The following is a 14,627-nucleotide window of genomic DNA, read 5'->3' as shown; positions in this document are numbered from 1 at the left end:
GAGCTCTGCGGTCAGATAGACTGGTCAAAACGCCCCCGCTTCCGTGACAAGGAGCTGGCTGGGATCAGGTTGGGCGATGATTTCGTTCACTACCGCCAAGCTGCTGAACTATGCGTCCCGCAATGATTTGGAGTCCTCGCAAAATCCGTTTGCCTTGGTGACGCTGGCCCATCTGCACACGCAGCAAGCTCATCACGACCCGGATCAGCTGTATGCCGCCAAGTGGCATTTGACCAAGCTACTGTACCAACATCGCTGGAGCAAAGCGCGCATAATCACCATGTTCAAAGTGATTAACTGGATGATGGCCTTGCCTGACACTCAGCAGAAACACTTTTGGCAAGCTGCCGCCCAGTTGAAAAAGGAGCGCAAAATGACAGACCCGATGAAATGGATCACCCCGCTGGAAGAAATGTTTATCGGCGAAGGCATGCAGAAAGGCGCCGCCGCCATATTGGAGCGGCAGCTTACGCGGCGCTTCGGCCCTGTGTCGAAAACAACCCAGAAGAAGCTGGCGAAAGCCAGTCTGGCGCAGCTCACCGACTGGAGCGATGCCGTGCTGGATGCGACATCACTGACGCAAGTCTTCAAGACTCAGTCGGCAGCGGGATCGTCTTCTTCCGGGCGCTGAATCACGCCGGTGTTGAAGTTGTATTCGAACAGGTCGCCGTAACGGCCCCACTCGATCGCCACCCGCAGCGCGCGTTCGGCTTCTTCTTCGCTCAGCGTGAAGCGCAGCAGTTTCAAGAACAGGTCTTCCGGTAAATCGCCCGATTTGTCCTGTTGCAGGCCGTGGCAGATGTAAGCAATCAGCGGCACATGCTCCAGCAGCTGCTTGCCGAATAGCTCCTGGCGCTCGGTGTTGTTCGCCTTGACATAGCGCTCGCCCAACTCCGTCATCAAAATATCGCCGTTGGTCAGATAGGCGAAGCCCAGCAGGATCAGCGCGTTCAGCACCTCCAGTAATTCGGCGTCCGTCAGTTCCGTCTCTTCGGCGATCTTCGGCAAATCGGCGCGGCCGTGGAATGGCTCTTCCGCCAGCGACTCCAGAATCCCTTCCATGTGTGCGATGCCGGCCTGCGGCAGACGGTCGCCCAATTGCAGCTTGACTTCCCGCTCGCTGATCAAGCCACTGCCGCCACCGCCGCGACGGCCGGCACTCGCCGTCATCAGTTCATACACCTTGTCGATCAGATGCCGCACCTCGGCGCTTTCCGCCTTGCGCGGCTGCGGCAGGGAGATCGGCAACTCGGCGCGAATGCGTCCCGGATCGCTGGCGAAGATCAGCACCCGGTCGGCCATCATCACCGCTTCCTCGATATTGTGCGACACCACCAGGATCGCCTTGGTCGGAATCTGGCCCGACTGCCACAACTCCAGAATCTCTTCGCGCAGGCGCTCGCCGGTCAGCACGTCCAGCGCGGAAAATGCCTCGTCCATCAGCAGCACTTCCGGCTCCATCACCAGCGCGCGGGCGATGCCGACCCGCTGACGCATACCGCCCGACAGCTCGCGCGGCAGCGCGCCTTCAAAGCCGGACAGGCCAATCAGGTCGATCACCTTTTCGGCGCGGCGTGCGCGTTCTTCCGGCGGCATGCCCTGCGCTTCCAGGCCCAGTTCCACATTCTTCTGCACCGTCAGCCACGGGAACAGCGCAAACGACTGGAATACCATGCGGATGCCGCGCGCCGTGCCGTACAACGGCATGCCGCGATACAGCACCTGGCCTTCATCGGCCTGGATCAGGCCCGCCATAATCCGCAGCATGGTCGATTTGCCAGAGCCGGATTGCCCCAGCAGCGCAACGATCTCGCCCTCGCGCAGCGTAAAGTCGACGCCTTCCAGCACCGAGCGCGCGGAGCCATCGGCGCCGCGGAAGTGTTTGCCGACGGCTTTCAGTTCAACGATAGGAGTGCTCATGATTCTGTTCCTAGAAATGCAGCCGGCTTTCGGCCAGGGTGTACAAACGGCGCCACACGAAGTGGTTAAAGCCCATCACGAAAATACACATGATGCCGATGCCCAGCGCGATGCGGGGGAAGTCGCCGGTGGCGGTCATCTCGGCGATGTAGCTGCCGATACCGTGCGCCTTCAAAGTGGTCGGCCCCCAGCTCACCAGCTCCGAGACAATGGCGGCATTCCACGAGCCGCCCGACGCCGTGATCGCCCCCGTCACAAAGCTCGGGAAGATGGCCGGCAGCAGGTAGCGGCGCCATTTCAGCCAGCCGGTCAAACCGAAGTTCTTGGCGGCGTGACGCAGCTCGGTCGGTATCGTCGACGCGCCGGCAATCACGTTAAACAGCAGGTACCACTGGGTGCCGAGGATCATCAGCGGCGACAGCCAGATGTCCGGATTAAGGTGGTAGCGCACGATGATAATCACCGCCACCGGGAACACCAGGTTGGCCGGGAAGGCCGCCAGGAACTGCGCCACCGCCTGCGTGCGCGAGGCCCAGCGCGGATTCATGCCGATCCAGATTCCGACCGGCACCCAGACGATGGCCGCCAGCGCCAGCAGCACCACCACGCGGATCATGGTGTACACGCCCAGCATCAGCACATGGCCCACTTCACCCCAACCGACTTCGGTACGAATGAAATGCACCAGGCTCCATAGCGCGTAAAACACCACGGCCGCAATCACCGCATCCCATACGCGCTGCGGCACCAGCGACGGCTTGTCCTTGCGCGCGCGGATCGAGGTGCCGTCGTGCGACAGGCGGAACACGGCGATGGAGCGCGACAGCTGGTGGCCAAACCATTCCACCAGTTGCTGCGTGCGTTCGGTGCGGCGCAGCCAGGTGAGCAGCCAAGATGACTGCGCGGTATCGCCGCCGGTTTCCTCGAAGCGGAATTTGTCGGCCCATGCCAGCAGTGGGCGGAAGAACAGCTGGTCGTAGGCCAGCACCGCAATCAGCATGGCGAAGATGGCCCAGCCGATCGCGCCCAAATTACTCTGCTCGATCGCCAGCGCGATATAGGAACCCATGCCGGGCAGCTTGATGGTCTGGTTGGAGACGACGATCGCTTCCGACGCCACCACGAAGAACCAGCCGCCGGACATCGACATCATCATATTCCACAGCAGGCCAGGCATGGCATACGGCAGCTCCAGGCGCCAGAAGCGCTGCCAGCCGGACAGCTGGAACACCTGCGCCGCCTCCGACAATTCGGCCGGCACGGTGCGGAAGCCCTGGTAGGCCGAGAACGCCATATTCCACGCCTGCGACGTGAAAATCGCAAACACGGCGGCGCACTCCACCCCCAGCAGGTTGCCCGGGAAGAGCGCGATGAACGCCGTGACGGTAATCGACAGGAAGCCGAGAATCGGTATCGATTGCAGGATGTCGAGCATCGGCACCATGATTTTTTCAGCAGTGCGGTACTTGGTGGTCAGCGCGGCGAACACGCAGCTGAAAATCACCGACGCGCCCAGCGCGATGAACATGCGCAGCGTGGTGCGCAGCACGTAGTACGGCAGATTGATCGGGTCGAGCGACATCGGCAATGCCTGGCCGAGTTCATACGGACGCGCCATCTGCTGGCTGCCATAGGCCATCAGCACGAAGACCGCCAATACGATGGGCAGCAGCGCCCAGTCCCAGCGATTACCGCCGGCTTCCACCACCTGGCGGGGGAAAAATTGCCGTTTCTTGTTCATATTATTACTTTCTCTGGGCGGCGCAGGCGGCCGCGAGGAGCAAAGAGGAGGGAGCGCATCACGCTGGCCGCCATTCTAATAGATTATTGCTTCCAATATATTACAGACGTGAAAGTTAATGGAAGTGGCCTTGAAATGCTGAAATTGACGGATACTGAAGCCACCGCCGGAAAATACCGGCTGCGGCGCCCCAAAATCCAACAAAATGCCGACGCCGACATCATTTTCATCAAATAATTTAATTCCATAAGGAAACTTATGTATAATTTCCTTCAATGACACGACAAATGATGAAAGCCGCCACCATGATCCGCGCCGAAGAAGACACTGTATTGACCACCCGGGCCGCCGCCGAACTGCTCGGCGTGGCCGTCAGTACTGCCCAGCAGTGGATCGAGAACGGCGCCATCCCCTCGTGGAAAACCCCGGGCGGCCACCGCCGGGTGCGTCTGAGCGCGGTGCAACAGCTGATCGGCCAGCGCGACGGTGGACAGCCCGACGCCCCGGCGCAGTACGGCACCGCCAGCAGCCCGGAATTTCTGCCCGCCGAAGCCCCAGCCTACCCCGTCCCGCGCGACGAAGCGGCACGCCTGCTGGTACTCGACGCTTCGGGACTGGTCGATACTCCAGGCGAGCCGGCGTTCGACCGCCTGACCTGGCTTGCCAGCCAGGTGACGGAGGCGCCGATGGCGCTGATCAGCCTGTTGACGGCGGAGCGCCAGTGGTTCAAGTCGCGCATCGGCGTGGAGGCCAACGACACCCCGCGCGCCTGGGCCTTCTGCAGCCACGTCATCCTGCAGCAGGGCTTGTTCATGGTGGAAGACACGCTGAGCGATCCGCGTTTCCGCGACAACCCGCTGGTAACGGGGGCGCCGCATATCCGTTTTTACGCCGGGTTCCCGCTGCTGGGCGCAGATAACCAGCCGATGGGTACCTTGTGCGTGCTGGACACCGAGCCACGCAAACTCCGGGAGCGCGAAGTGCGCGCCTTGCGTGAGCTGACCGACCTGGCATCCGAAGAAATCAGACGCCGCGCCGAGCAGTAACGGCCGGTCACGCTGCCCCGCCCCAATCTTAGCCGGGGCAGCGAGCATTCCCCCAATATAGCAGCAGTCCGCCCCCGGGCCAGACTGCAAGCGCCCCGCTGCGCCTTCGCAGTCTCGCCACCTCATTAAGGACAAAGAAAATGAACTTCCTCTTCAAGCAAAAAATCGGTACCCAGCTGACCCTGGGCTTCGGCATGGTCACCGCCCTGATGATGCTGCTGGCAACCGTATCGTTGCTCGGCGTCACGTCGATCAATTCGGCCTTCCAGCAACAGAACGCCATCGCTGAAAAGCGCCTCAACCCGCTCTACCAGGCCCGTGAAGCCCTGGCGCAGACTGGCCTGGCGGCGCGCAACGCCTACATCTTTACCGACGAAACCCAGGCGGCGCGGGAACTGACCATCGTCGACGATCAGAAAGCGCTGTATCTGGCGGCGCTGACCGAAATGACGCCGGCGTTTGCAGGCGATCCGGAGTTCGACAAGGTCCGCACCGGCCTGCTGGCCATGGCCGACGCGCTCAAGCAGCCGCGCCGGCTGCGCGAAGCCGGCAACATGGAAGCATTCGGCAAGTTCCTGGTCAATGAGTGCAGCCCGCTGCGCCGGCAGATCGTGGCCGACATCGCGATGGTGCTGAAAAAAACCGAGCGGCAGATGGCGGACGCCACCGAACTGTCGGAAAGCGCCGCCAGCAGCGCCCGTCTGTGGACGCTGGTGCTGACCGTGACGGCCTTTCTGCTGAGCCTGCTGATCGCCAGCCTGATCAAGCGGGGCCTGCTCAAGCAACTGGGTGGCGAGCCGGCCTACGCCACCGATATCGCCAACCGCATTTCGCACGGCGACCTGGCCACTGAAGTGGTGGTGGCGCCGGGCGACCAGAGCAGCCTGCTGTTTGCCATCAAGACCATGCGCGACAGCCTGTCGTCCATCGTCGGCCAGGTGCGCGAGGGAACGGAGGCGATCAACTCCGCTTCGGCCGAGATCGCCCAGGGCAACGAAGACCTGGCCGGCCGCACCGGGCAGCAGGCCTCGGCGCTGGAAAAAGTCGCGACTGCGATGGAAGAACTGACCTCCACCGTCAAGCAGAACGCCAGCAATGCCCAGCAAGCCAATACGCTGGCGCGGTCGGCCTCGCAGGTGTCCGAACAGGGCGGTGAGGTCATGCAGCAGGTGACGGCGACCATGGAGTCGATCAATGCCTCGTCCAAGCAGATCGTGGAAATCATTTCGGTCATCAACAGCATCGCCTTCCAGACCAACATCCTGGCGCTGAACGCCGCCGTCGAGGCGGCCCGCGCCGGCGACCAGGGCCGCGGCTTTGCGGTGGTGGCCTCCGAAGTGCGCAGCCTGGCCCAGCGCTCGGCCTCGGCCGCCAAGGAAATCAAGGCCCTGATCGACGACTCGGTGGCCAAGGTCGGCTCCGGCTCGGAGCTGGTCCAAAAAGCCGGCAGCACCATGCATGAAGTGGTGGCCAGCGTCAAACGCGTGACCGAGATCATGGGCGAGATCAGCATCGCCAGCACCGAACAGAGCGCGGGCATCGAAGAAGTGAGCGTGGCCATCGGCGACATGGACGGCATGACCCAGCAGAACATGGCGCTGGTCGAGGAAGCCTCCGCCGCCGCGCTGGAGATGCAGCAGCAAGCCACCGCGCTGTCGCATGTGGTCGACCTGTTCAAGGTCAGCGCCGAGCAGCCGGCTGCGGCGCCGCGCCCTTCCACCGGCAGCGCCCACCGCGGCATGGCGCTGCGCCTGAGCTATTAACTTACTTGAGCCAGCCGCGATGGCGGAAGTACAGGAACGGCGCGATGGCGCTGGTCACCATCAGGACGATGGCGAACGGGTAGCCGAGTTGCCATTCCAGTTCCGGCAGCCACTTGAAGTTCATACCGTAGATCGAGGCGATCAGGGTCGGCGGCAGGAAGGCGACGCTGGCCACCGAGAAGATCTTGATGATCTTGTTCTGGTTAATGTTGATGAAGCCGACCGTGGCGTCCATCAGGAAGTTGATCTTGTCGAACAGGAAGGAGGTGTGGCCGTCCAGCGATTCGATGTCGCGCAAAATCTGGCGCGCTTCCTCGAACTGCTCGGAATTGAGCAGCCGGCCGCGCATCAGGAAGCTGACCGCGCGGCGCGTGTCCATCATGTTGCGGCGGATGCGGCCGTTCAGGTCTTCCTCATGGGCGATGGCGTTCAGCGCGGCGGCTGCGTCCTGGTCGGTGAAGGTTTCCTGCAGCACGCGGCCACTGACCTCTTCCAGCTGCTGGTAGATGCCTTCCAGCGCGTCGGCCGAGTATTCGGCGTCGGTGGCGTACAGATCCAGCAGCACGTCCATGTAGTCGGCGATCGAACCCGGACGCGAACGGGCGCGCATGCGCACCAGGCGGAATACCGGCAAATCGTCGGTATGCACCGAGAACAGAATCTTGCGCGCCAGGATAAACGCCACGGTCACGATGCGCGACGGGCCGTCCTCTTCTTCCAGCAGGAAGTCGGTGCGCAGGTGCAGGTCGCCGTTTTCCGCTTCGTAATAACGGGCCGACGCTTCGATGTCCTTGACCTCGTCCTCACCCGGCAAGATCACGCCGTAGATGGTTCGGACCCAGGCGCGTTCGTCATCCGTCGGGTCGGTCAGGTCGACCCAGACCGGCTCGACCTGTTCCAGGTCTGCGCGACTGTCGATGGGCACCTGGTTGAGCCGGCCATTCTGGAGAACGAAAACATTAATCATGGATAAACGCGCCTTTGGAAACAGCGCAAGTGTACCCGCAAAGCCTGGTTTAAGGTAGGTCCGCTGAGCCCATGCGGCGCAAAATCACGCCGGTGCGGCGCGCCAGGTAATTGGAGTCGCGGTGTTTGTCGAAATAGCGCGGATTGGGCAGCAGCACCGCCAGTTTGGCCGCCTGCGGCGCGCTCAGGTTGGCCGCGCTGACGCCGTAGTAATGCCGCGCCGCCGCCTCGGCGCCAAAGGTGCCGGTGCCGAACTCCACCACGTTGAGGTAGATCTCGAAGATGCGCTCCTTGTCCATCAGCGTTTCCAGCATGAAGGTGATGATCAGCTCCTGCCCTTTGCGCACATAGCTGCGCGAGCCGGACAGGAACAGGTTCTTGGCCAGTTGCTGGGTAATGGTCGAGCCGCCCGACACCACCTTGTGCTTCTTGTTATTTTTCTCGTAGGCCTTTTGCAGCGCCTCCCAGTCGACGCCGTCGTGGTCGGAAAAGTTGGCGTCCTCGGAGGCGATGATGGCGCGCTTCAGGTTGTTGGAGATGCGGTTGTACGGCACCCACTGCTGCTGGATGTTGGCGTTGGGATTCTTCTCGCGCAGCGCCGATTGCTGCTCGCGCATAAAGCTGGTCATGCCCGGATTATGGCCGACCCACCACCAGATCTGCAGCAGGAAGTACAGCTGCACCGCCACGAACAACAGGATCGGGACGATGAAGAGCCACTTCACCCAGCGCCATTTACCGGACGATTTGCTCATAGCTGGTCACGCAGCGTCTGCAACACGTCGGCCGTGGCCGGCTGCACGCCGCGCCACAGGTGGAAGGCCTCGGCGGCCTGCTCGACCAGCATGCCCAGGCCGTCGCGCAACTGTGCGCCGTGCTGGGCTGCGAACTGCAAAAATACGGTGGGAGAGGCTGCGTACATCATGTCCAAAGCCAAAGATCCCGGCGCAAAAATCGATGGCGACACCGGCGGCACTTCCGCGCTCAGGCTGGCTGCGGTGCCGTTGATGATGATGTCGTACGCGCCTTCGATGTCGGTAAAGCCGCACGCCGAGACCACGCCCTCGCCGCCCAGCGCGGCAAACTGTTCGACCAGTTCCTCGGCTTTGGCCACGGTGCGGTTGGCGATCACCAGTTTAGCGGGACGATGCTCCAGGATCGGCAGCACCACGCCGCGCACCGCGCCGCCCGCGCCCAGCAGCAGCACGCGCTTGCCGGTAATCGTTACGCCGGCGTTGTTGACGATGTCCGCCACCAGGCCGGCACCGTCGGTGTTGTCGCCGATGATGCCTTCGTCGCTGAACACCAGCGTGTTGACCGCGCCGGCCGCGCGCGCGCGGATGGTCAGCGCCTGCGCCAGCTTGACCGCTTCCAGCTTGAACGGCACCGTCACGTTGGCGCCCTTGCCGCCTTCGGCGATGAAGGCGCGCACGGCATCGGCAAAGCCGTCCAGCGGCGCCAGACGGCGTTCGTACTGGATGGCGTGGCCGGTCTGGGCCGCGTAGGCGGCGTGAATTTCCGGCGATTTGCTGTGGGCGATCGGGTTGCCGAAGACGCAGTAGCGGTCCATATTCTTATCTTCCTCCGCCGCTCAGGTCGGCTTGTAATTTCTCTTCTCGGGTAAATTTGAAGGTGGTGATGATCACCCACAAATCATCCTTGTCTTTGGACAGCATATTGGGCGGGAATTTGCCAAACGGCGCCGAGCGGCGCACGATGCGCATCGCCGCCTCATCCAGCGCCGGGTTGCCGGAACTGCGCTCGACCTTGATGCCGCCCTCTTTCTCATAGATGGTGCCGTCCTGGAATACCGGGATCGACAGCGTCAGCTGGCCATACAGTTTGCGCCCGTTGACGTTCGGGAAATTCAGCGTGCCGATGTCCTCGATGCGCTTCTGCATGGTCTTGTAATAAATCGCGTAACCGACGCCGCGCGTGCTGGGCGTGATCTGCGTGCGGTTCGGCCGTTTGTTCTGGTCCTCGATGGTCTCGCTGATTTCCGCCACGCGGCGGGCGATGGCCTTGCTCGATTCCAGCAGGTCGGCGCCAGTGGGCGTCGGGTCCGGCTTGAGTTGTTCGGTGACCGGCGGCGCGCTGACCGGCGACGGCGAGCGCACCTGGGTCATCAACTGCTTTTGGCGTTCTTCCAGCTCGGCGATGCGGCGCTTGTTGGCTTTGACGCTGTCGCCCATTTCGGTCTTGCGCATGTCCGGCATGGGCGACTTGGAGCGGCCCTGGTTGGCCGTGCCGCCGCCTTCCAGGTCGGCCTGGGCGACGGCGTCGGCCTTCAGCGGCGCCTTGTTGTGCTTGGCGTTGACGAGGATCACTTCCAGCCCGGGATCAGCGGCCAATGCCGGCGCCGGCGACGGTGCGATGAACCGCACCGCCAGCAACGCAGCATGCGCCACCAGCGACAAGCCGATGGCAAGGTACAGCAAGCGATTTTCTTTAAAAGACTTCACTCGGTGGCCGGATGGTGGAAGATTGTCCAAATTCTACACGGGTCATTCCCGCGCAGGCGGGAATCCATACTCAGCATGGGCACCCGCTTGCGCGCGGGCGACTACTCTGCCGCTGGCTGTTCGGCCGGCGCCTCGGCAGCGGCTTCTACCGCCACTTCCGGTGCATCGACTGCCTCTTCCGGCGCATCTTCCACCTCGTCGTCCTCAAAGTCGACATCGCTGGCCGCGACGTCGGTCGGGATTTCCAGCAGACGCGCTTCGATGGTCAGGTCGACCTCGTCCCAGCGCAGGATGTCCAGCTTGACCTGCGCGCCGCGCGCCACCGACGGCATGCCCGGCAGGCGAATCACCAGCGGAATATCGCTCAGGCGCAGCACTTCGTCCTTCAGCACCACCGCCTCCACCTGACGGGCATTCTCCTGGCCCAGCCAGCGCAAACACCAGTAGCGTTCCATATTGGCCTGGTGATCGGCATACGCGCCATACGCCGCATCAAACTGCGACACGATGGCGAACAGCTCGGCATCCTTGTGCTTGAAGTGCGCCACCAGCGGCGCCATCACGCCCTTCTCGGCGCAGGCCAGGATCTGCCATTGATTGACCAGGTCGGTATAGCGGCGCAGCGGCGAGGTGCTCCACGCGTACTGGTCCACGCCCAGACCTTCGTGCGGCGCGGCGTGCGTCAGCATGCGTACCTGCATCTTGGCGTTCCAGCCGCCGACGCCACGGCCTTGGCTGCGGTAAATACCCGGCACGCCATTGTCATGCATCAGCTTGCCCCAGGTGCTGTTGGCGAAGATCATCAGCTCGGCGACGATCTTGTCCAGCGGCGCGCCGCGCTTGCGGCGGGTGACGCTGACCACGTCGTCTTCCACATAGAAGTTGTAGTCGACACGGTTGTTCTGTTCCGGCTTGAGGCCGAAGCCTTCGCGCTTGACCATGCGTGCCGCTTCCAGCACTTGCGCCCATTGCCAGATCAGGCCCAGCGATTCCTTATGCGGATAGTCGCCCTCGCCGCTGGCCAGGGTTTCTTCGTTGACCAGGTCATCCAGGTCGTTGTGACGCAGGTTGTTGGCAATCGGCACCAGCTCGGCGCGGGTTTCGGTGGCCAGCACCGACCAGTCGGCCGGATTCAAGGTGGCGTACAGCGACAGCGCCGGGCAGGTCTTGCCCTCGGCCAGCGTGAACGCTTCAACGATGCTGTCCGGCAGCATGGTGATCTTATCGCCCGGCATGTAGACGGTCGACATGCGGCCACGGGCCAGCTTGTCCACCGCGTCGTCCGGCTTGATGCCCAGGCCCGGCGCGGCAATGTGGATACCGATCTTGACGTTGCCGTCGGCCAGTTTGGTGACCGAGAACGCATCGTCAATCTCGGTGGTGGTGACGTCATCGATGGAGAACGCCTGCACGTCGGCTACCGGCAGATTGCCCGGCGCGACCGGCACCGGCACGTCCGGGAAGCCGGCGCCTTTCGGGAAGTTCTCGAACAGGAACCTGGCCATGTGCAGCGCCTTGGCCGAGGCCACGCCGCCCACCGCCAGCATCAGCCGCTGCGGCGTGGTGTGCAGTTCGGTGCAGGCGGCGTCGAGCGCCTTGTATTCGATCGAATTCTTGTCCGGCTTGAACAGCAGTTGCAGCACGATGTTCTGCATCGCTTCCGGCAGCGTGTTGGCCTTCAGTTCTTCGACATAAGCAGCCTGCACCAGCGCCTGCTGTTTCTTCTTCTCGATGCCGGCCAGCGCGGCGCGCAGCGATTGCTCCGGCGCGGCCTTGTAGCGGCCGCGGCCTTTTTTGTAGAAGTAGACCGGCGACGAATGCAGGCTCAGGATCAGGCCAGCCGCTTCGGCCGGCTGCGGCGCGTGGCCGAAGTATTCGGCGCCCAGCTCGGCAAAGCCGAATTCTTCCTCGCCGGCCACTTCCCACAGGAATTCCAGGTCGATGTCGGCGGCGATGGCCTTGGCTTGCTCCATCAGGTCGGCGGGCGACGGCTTTTCAAATTGCAGCAGCACGTCCTTGGCCTTGACCTTGGTGCGTTTGCCGCTGGCCATTTCGACCTGGTACGCCTCGCCGGCCTGGGTCATTACGCTGCCGACTTTGAAATCGCCGGATTCTTCAAAAAATACATTCATCGTTTATTGTCGTTCGTTTTAATCAGTTCCAGCACCGACGGCAGGAAAACTTCCGTTACCAGCAGCGTACCTTGCCGGCGCCGATACAGACAGCGCCGTGCATATAATATGTGGGCATCCGGGGCCGCGACGCCGTTGGCAATCAATGCCGTCCGCGCGCGCTGCGCCAAAGGATGCCCTTCTCGCAATCTTGCAAATTCCAATACGCTGCGCTCGACCAGCGGATCGCCAAACAGCGTGGTGCCCAGCGACCGCTCGCCCAGCGTGCTAAACAGCGGCCAATCGGTGGCCGTGGCCGACATCGGCACCACCGTGTGGCCGAACACCGCAGGCGTATTATCACATCTCAGCAGCACTTCCCTTTCCCAGACGCGGCCGGGCCGATGCATGCCGATCGCCACCGCCTCGTCGCTCAGGCAGCGCTCCACGCGCTGATGCAGGCACTGTACGCGGAAATTGTGACTGTGTGCTTTCAGGCGCGCGGTCAGCGAGCCGCCCTCGGTCAGCCACGGCACGTAGGCGGACGGGGCGTTCAAGGCCAGCACGTGCGGCTGCCACTGCGCCTGCCGCAGCGAGGCGCTTCTCGGCGGCGCGCTCAAGCCCGCGCCTCAACGCCGCAGAAGGCCAATATCTCGTCCACATACTGCGCAAACTCGGAGATGGCGTGGTCGCTGCCGTCAATCATATGCTGGCGCGCGCCTTGATAGTGGGCCACCATGTCGCGGTAGTCCAGCACTTCGTCGCCGCTGGCGGCGATCAGGAAATAGCGTTCCGGCTTGCTGATCTTCGGCACTTCCAGCGCGTGCAGTTCGTCGATGTATTCGCGCTTGAATTCAAACGGCTCGTCGGAATGGAATTGCGTGGTCACGCCGACGTGCTGGTCCAGGTTCACGCGCGGCACGATGGCCGGATTCAGCAGCACCGCCCGGCAGCCGGTGCGCTCGGCCAGCCAGGTGGCGTAGTAGCCGCCCAGCGACGAACCGATGATGCTCAATTGATCGGCCGGCACGCCTTCTATTAACGACAGCGCCAGTTCCATTGCCAGTTTCGGCGAAGCCGGCAACTGCGGCGATACGACCTGGTCGGCCAGCCCCAGCGCCGCCATGCGCTCGCCCACCACGCGCGCCTTCATGGACTGCGGCGAGGAGCGAAAACCATGCAGGTACAGAATCATTCCGCCAGCGCTTTCAGGATTTTGTCGTGCACGCCGCCGAAGCCGCCGTTGCTCATCACAATAATCTGGTCGCCCGGCTGCGCGGCCCTGGCCACGGCGGCCACCAGCGCATCGATGTCCTCGTAGGCGCTGGCGGTCTCGCCGATTGGCGCCAGCGCCTGGCCCAGGTTCCAGCCCAGCGCCTGTTCGCTGCCGAAGCCGAATACCAGGTCGGCGTCGGTCAGGCTGCCCGGCAGCGCGTCTTTCATCGTGCCCAGTTTCATGGTGTTGGAGCGCGGCTCCAGCACCGCCAGGATGCGGGTGGCCTTGCCGATCTTCTGGCGCAGGCCGCCGACGGTAGTGGCGATGGCGGTCGGATGGTGGGCAAAGTCGTCGTAGACGGTGATGTTGTTGACCACGCCGCGCACTTCCATGCGGCGCTTGACGTTCTCGAACGTGGCCAGCGATTTGGCGGCCTGCGCAATTGGCACGCCGACATGGCGGGCGGCGGCAATGGCGGCCAGCGCGTTGGCGCGGTTATGCTTGCCGGTCAGCGACCACTCGACCCGGCCCTGCACTTCGCCTTTGAAAATAACCTCGAACGTGCCGTCATCGTATTCGTTCAGCGCCCAATCGGCGCCGTTGCTGCGACCGAAGCTTTCCTGTTCGCTCCAGCAACCGCGCTTGAGCACGCGCTGCAGCGCTTCTTCGTCGGCGTTGAAGATGACCCGGCCGATGCCCGGCACGGTGCGCACCAGATGGTGGAATTGGGTTTCGATCGCGTGCAGGTCGGGGAAGATATCGGCGTGATCGTATTCCAGGTTGTTCAGGATGGCGGTCTTGGCATGGTAGTGCACGAACTTGCTGCGCTTGTCGAAGAAGGCGGTGTCGTACTCGTCCGCTTCGATGACGAAGAAGATCGAATCCTTGTCCCCCTGCATGCGCGCCGAGACGCCGAAGTTCTTCGGCACGCCGCCGATCAGGAAGCCGGGCGCGTAGCCGGCGTCTTCCAGAATCCAGGTCAGCATGGCGGTGGTAGTGGTCTTGCCGTGCGTGCCGGCCACGGCCAGCACCCATTTGTCTCTTAATATATGGTCGCCGATCCACTGCGGGCCGGAGACATATGGCAAGCCGCGATTCATGATTTCCTCGATCAGCGGATTGCCGCGCGTGACCACATTGCCGATCACGTACAGGTCCGGGTTCAGACTGATCTGCTCCGGGCCGTAGCCGGTGATCAGTTCGATGCCCTGGGCTTCCAGCTGGGTGCTCATCGGCGGGTAGACATTGGCGTCGCAGCCGGTAACGCGGTGGCCCGCTTCTTTCGCCAGGACCGCCAGGCCGCCCATGAAGGTGCCGCAAATACCAAGGATATGAATGTGCATAATAAAAAGACGACGAGTGGATCTCCGTCATTCCCGCGAAAGCGGGAATCCATGCCGAG

General features: G+C 62.8%; 14 protein-coding genes. 4 read left to right on the top strand and 10 right to left on the bottom strand.

Features of this window, described 5'->3' with window-relative positions:
• Positions 1-76: 76 nt before the first annotated feature.
• Positions 77-631 carry a DUF4351 domain-containing protein gene (locus GTP55_RS09390; RefSeq protein WP_161044679.1) on the top strand — a complete coding sequence of 185 codons (555 nt, stop codon included), beginning with the start codon at positions 77-79 and terminating at the stop codon, positions 629-631.
• Here GTP55_RS09390 and GTP55_RS09385 read toward each other — a convergent pair.
• Together GTP55_RS09385 and GTP55_RS09380 are read right to left on the bottom strand one after the other, a co-directional pair.
• Complete coding sequence (locus tag GTP55_RS09385; protein WP_161044678.1) at positions 595-1,920, bottom strand: ABC transporter ATP-binding protein; 1,326 nt, start codon at positions 1,918-1,920, stop codon at positions 595-597. The two genes, GTP55_RS09390 and GTP55_RS09385, sit on opposite strands and share 37 nt — an antisense overlap.
• A gap of 10 nt (positions 1,921-1,930) precedes the next feature.
• Complete coding sequence (locus GTP55_RS09380; protein ID WP_110845168.1) at positions 1,931-3,661, bottom strand: ABC transporter permease; 1,731 nt, start codon at positions 3,659-3,661, stop codon at positions 1,931-1,933.
• On the opposite strand from GTP55_RS09380, the gene GTP55_RS09375 reads away from it, so the two are divergent.
• The 3 genes from GTP55_RS09375 (at position 3,644) to GTP55_RS09365 (ending at position 6,470) form a co-directional block, all read left to right on the top strand.
• Positions 3,644-3,898 (top strand): hypothetical protein, encoded by a 255-nt coding sequence (locus GTP55_RS09375; protein ID WP_161044677.1) that lies wholly within the window; start codon positions 3,644-3,646, stop codon positions 3,896-3,898. The genes GTP55_RS09380 and GTP55_RS09375 overlap by 18 nt on opposite strands.
• A 50-nt stretch (positions 3,899-3,948) precedes the next feature.
• Positions 3,949-4,707: a GAF domain-containing protein gene (locus tag GTP55_RS09370; protein WP_229257844.1), complete on the top strand. Its 759-nt coding sequence runs from the start codon at positions 3,949-3,951 to the stop codon at positions 4,705-4,707.
• Positions 4,708-4,847: 140 nt separating this feature from the next.
• Positions 4,848-6,470, top strand: a complete 1,623-nt coding sequence (locus GTP55_RS09365) for a methyl-accepting chemotaxis protein (protein WP_161044676.1) — start codon at positions 4,848-4,850, stop codon at positions 6,468-6,470.
• 1 nt (position 6,471) lies between these two features.
• On the opposite strand, the gene corA is transcribed toward GTP55_RS09365, so the two are convergent.
• From corA to mpl, 8 genes are all read right to left on the bottom strand, one after another.
• Complete coding sequence (corA, locus tag GTP55_RS09360) at positions 6,472-7,437, bottom strand: magnesium/cobalt transporter CorA (RefSeq protein WP_110845169.1); 966 nt, start codon at positions 7,435-7,437, stop codon at positions 6,472-6,474.
• A 49-nt stretch (positions 7,438-7,486) separates the two neighbouring features.
• Positions 7,487-8,191: a monofunctional biosynthetic peptidoglycan transglycosylase gene (gene mtgA / locus GTP55_RS09355; protein ID WP_161044675.1), complete on the bottom strand. Its 705-nt coding sequence runs from the start codon at positions 8,189-8,191 to the stop codon at positions 7,487-7,489.
• Positions 8,188-9,006: a shikimate dehydrogenase gene (aroE, locus tag GTP55_RS09350; protein ID WP_161044674.1), complete on the bottom strand. Its 819-nt coding sequence runs from the start codon at positions 9,004-9,006 to the stop codon at positions 8,188-8,190. The genes mtgA and aroE overlap by 4 nt, the downstream gene beginning before the upstream one ends.
• 4 nt (positions 9,007-9,010) lie before the next feature.
• A complete protein-coding gene (locus tag GTP55_RS09345; RefSeq protein WP_202423641.1) occupies positions 9,011-9,874 on the bottom strand; it encodes a TonB family protein in 864 nt (287 codons plus the stop codon).
• A 125-nt stretch (positions 9,875-9,999) separates the two neighbouring features.
• Complete coding sequence (locus GTP55_RS09340; RefSeq protein WP_161044672.1) at positions 10,000-12,030, bottom strand: ribonuclease catalytic domain-containing protein; 2,031 nt, start codon at positions 12,028-12,030, stop codon at positions 10,000-10,002.
• Positions 12,027-12,629 carry a chorismate--pyruvate lyase family protein gene (locus GTP55_RS09335; protein WP_161044671.1) on the bottom strand — a complete coding sequence of 201 codons (603 nt, stop codon included), beginning with the start codon at positions 12,627-12,629 and terminating at the stop codon, positions 12,027-12,029. The genes GTP55_RS09340 and GTP55_RS09335 overlap by 4 nt, the downstream gene beginning before the upstream one ends.
• Positions 12,626-13,204 carry a YqiA/YcfP family alpha/beta fold hydrolase gene (locus GTP55_RS09330; protein WP_161044670.1) on the bottom strand — a complete coding sequence of 193 codons (579 nt, stop codon included), beginning with the start codon at positions 13,202-13,204 and terminating at the stop codon, positions 12,626-12,628. The genes GTP55_RS09335 and GTP55_RS09330 overlap by 4 nt, the downstream gene beginning before the upstream one ends.
• On the bottom strand, positions 13,201-14,568 hold the full coding sequence (gene mpl / locus GTP55_RS09325; RefSeq protein ID WP_161044669.1) for a UDP-N-acetylmuramate:L-alanyl-gamma-D-glutamyl-meso-diaminopimelate ligase: 1,368 nt from the start codon (positions 14,566-14,568) through the stop codon (positions 13,201-13,203). The genes GTP55_RS09330 and mpl overlap by 4 nt, the downstream gene beginning before the upstream one ends.
• Between the last annotated feature and the right edge of the window lie 59 nt (positions 14,569-14,627).

This window comes from Duganella margarita (assembly GCF_009857535.1).
Classification (GTDB): domain Bacteria; phylum Pseudomonadota; class Gammaproteobacteria; order Burkholderiales; family Burkholderiaceae_D; genus Rugamonas; species Rugamonas margarita.
The sequence above is the reverse complement of the archived record's forward strand: the minus strand, read 5'-3'. Positions and strand labels throughout refer to the sequence as shown.

Coding starts and splice junctions, on each gene's coding strand:
- GTP55_RS09390 (WP_161044679.1), top strand. CDS start 77: ATGATTTCGTTCACTACCGCCAAGCTGCTGAACTATGCGTCCCGCAAT.
- GTP55_RS09385 (WP_161044678.1), bottom strand. CDS start 1,920: ATGAGCACTCCTATCGTTGAACTGAAAGCCGTCGGCAAACACTTCCGC.
- GTP55_RS09380 (WP_110845168.1), bottom strand. CDS start 3,661: ATGAACAAGAAACGGCAATTTTTCCCCCGCCAGGTGGTGGAAGCCGGC.
- GTP55_RS09370 (WP_229257844.1), top strand. CDS start 3,949: ATGATGAAAGCCGCCACCATGATCCGCGCCGAAGAAGACACTGTATTG.
- GTP55_RS09365 (WP_161044676.1), top strand. CDS start 4,848: ATGAACTTCCTCTTCAAGCAAAAAATCGGTACCCAGCTGACCCTGGGC.
- corA (WP_110845169.1), bottom strand. CDS start 7,437: ATGATTAATGTTTTCGTTCTCCAGAATGGCCGGCTCAACCAGGTGCCC.
- mtgA (WP_161044675.1), bottom strand. CDS start 8,191: ATGAGCAAATCGTCCGGTAAATGGCGCTGGGTGAAGTGGCTCTTCATC.
- aroE (WP_161044674.1), bottom strand. CDS start 9,006: ATGGACCGCTACTGCGTCTTCGGCAACCCGATCGCCCACAGCAAATCG.
- GTP55_RS09340 (WP_161044672.1), bottom strand. CDS start 12,030: ATGAATGTATTTTTTGAAGAATCCGGCGATTTCAAAGTCGGCAGCGTA.
- GTP55_RS09330 (WP_161044670.1), bottom strand. CDS start 13,204: ATGATTCTGTACCTGCATGGTTTTCGCTCCTCGCCGCAGTCCATGAAG.
- mpl (WP_161044669.1), bottom strand. CDS start 14,568: ATGCACATTCATATCCTTGGTATTTGCGGCACCTTCATGGGCGGCCTG.